Below are 2240 nucleotides of genomic sequence, written 5' to 3'. Positions count from 1 at the left end.
AGACCCGGTAAATGGGGAAGTGGATGTGATAATTTCCGGAATAGAACTCCTCGAGCCTTCCAAATTCCCTAGTTCCCGAATTAGCGCAGACAATACTTGGGAGCATGAATATGAACCTAAGCTCAGTTTGACATTTCTAGCATCTTCCGGTGAAAAATTTAACCTAGATATCAATCCGAACAATTTTACTTCACCATATTCCATCTCATTACCTAAAGGGAATTATGAGTTGACGGGAAGTTCCAGTATCACAGATTCTTTTTCTCTTTTGCCCCTACGGATTAAACAAAACCTAACAGTAAACACCTCTGATCAAAAAATCCAATTAACAGCGACTTCAGATGCTGGACTATTTACTATTACCAATAAAAACTTGGGGAATTCTGCTCCTCAACTTTTTATATCTAATCAGAAATTAAAGCTGAAGGGAAAATTCTATTATTTCTATTCCAATTCTGGAGCAGGGCAAAAAGTAAAAATCCCATTATCGGATGGCAGCTCTTCTTTCAACTTTGATTGGGAGCCCAAACCGTTTACACATCGTCATCTTGGCCTTGACAACCCCAATGATCCATCTGATATCGAAAGTTTTATTCAAGACGATTTTCTTCTAGATCAAAACCAACTTTTGATTTCTGAGAAGGGGATACCTACGAATCTATCACCAAAAATTCAATCGGAATTGCCTATTTCCCAGAATGAAAATTCAGGACTTGCATTTATCCAAAACAGACTTTTCTCAATCAATGACGGTGGAAATACCAATGATATTTTTGAATTAAACCCAAACACAGGTGCAGTAATACGAACAATTCGCGTTAGTAATGCAACCAATTCTGACTGGGAAGATTTGGCTCAGAGTGATACGCATTTATTTATTGGAGATTTTGGAAATAACAACGGAACTCGAAAAGATTTAGCGATCTATAAAATTTCAATTGCCTCGCTTCTGACATTAGATGAGGTTACAGGAGAAAAAATCAATTTCACTTATTCTGATCAAACTGATTTTTCAGGAAATGGAGGAAAGCATAATTTCGATTGTGAGGCCTTTTTCTTTGCCTCTAATCAGCTTCATTTATTTACTAAGAACAGAGTGGATCAAAAAACAAATCACTATACTTTAAATCCCAACCAAACATCAGGAACTGCTATTCTAACTAGTGGCTTTGACATAAAAGGACTAGTTACCGCAGCCAGTATCGATCAACTTGGTAATATTTGCTTATTGGGGTATGAAGATGCTGGGCTTGCCTCCCGTTCCTTTATTTGGCTTTTTTCGAAGTATTCAGGGATTGCTTTTTTCAGCGGTAAGTCCAATCGAATATTTCTAGGAAGCCCTTCGTTACTTTCTCAAACAGAAGGGCTAATTTTCGATCAAGAAGGACAAGTAATAATTACTGGGGAACAGATTTCTCTAAGCGGATTTACAGTACCAGCAAAACTTTCAAAAATCGATTTAAGGGGATTGTTTTAATCCAAGGTACTGATCCGCTTCGCATTTGTTCGGATTACCTCATCAAGCTCGCGTGCTAAAGGCTTTAGGTAAGAAAAGTATTTTTGATTCTCACGATCAAGTTGCTGCGGATCAATCAAATCTAATAAGCCTAACATTGAAGAAAGTGGAGATCTTAATATATGCGAAGGCTTCATCACCAAGTCTTTCAATAGTGCATTTTCTTCTTCTAGATTAGAAAGACGCTTGCTCAATCGGTTCAATTCAATTCCATTCACCACAACTGTACTAATCAAGCCTGCTGAATCAAAAATCGGTTTAATGGAAACATACCAATAGGAAGCTTTCGAATCATTTGGATTGATTTTCAACTCAATATCTGAAGGGTTTCCCTCAAAGGCTTTTTCAAAAAACTTATTTAGCCTTCTTAATTCCTCTGGATTAGACCTTAAAATTGAAGAAAAAGAATGTGTCTCAGGTCTTCCAGTCCATACTTGAATGGTGTCAGAGGCAGTTTGATTTTGTTGAATAAATTCAAAATCCCGATTAATAACCCAAACCGCCCCAGTCAAGACATTTAATTGAGAATCTGAAAAAGGGAGTACTAGGTTTTTCCAATTATTCACTCTTGCTCGAGGAAGGATAAATAAATGTGGCTGGCCCGAAAGAAGTAAAAATATGGTTGAAAACTCTATTCCAGAATTTGAATCATTCATTACCAAACAAGCTGGCCTAGAAGTATTTTTTAAAGAATTAAGTTTTTCCGGGATTTCAGCCAAAAACT

At 36.9% G+C, this 2240-nt stretch carries 1 protein-coding gene and 1 pseudogene; one reads left to right on the top strand and one right to left on the bottom strand.

The window, feature by feature from the left end; translation table 11 throughout:
* Window positions 1-1477, top strand: a 1477-nt coding sequence (locus Q0L68_RS20025; RefSeq protein ID WP_296705956.1) for a hypothetical protein, incomplete at its 5' end; no start/stop codon positions are given.
* Here the strand turns inward: Q0L68_RS20025 and Q0L68_RS20020 are convergent.
* A pseudogene (locus Q0L68_RS20020) lies at window positions 1474-2240 on the bottom strand (hypothetical protein); the annotation flags it as partial. The gene Q0L68_RS20025 and the pseudogene Q0L68_RS20020 sit on opposite strands and share 4 nt — an antisense overlap.

It is taken from the genome of Algoriphagus sp., from assembly GCF_024642405.1.
GTDB lineage: Bacteria > Bacteroidota > Bacteroidia > Cytophagales > Cyclobacteriaceae > Algoriphagus.
This window is presented reverse-complemented; position numbering and strand designations above follow the sequence as displayed.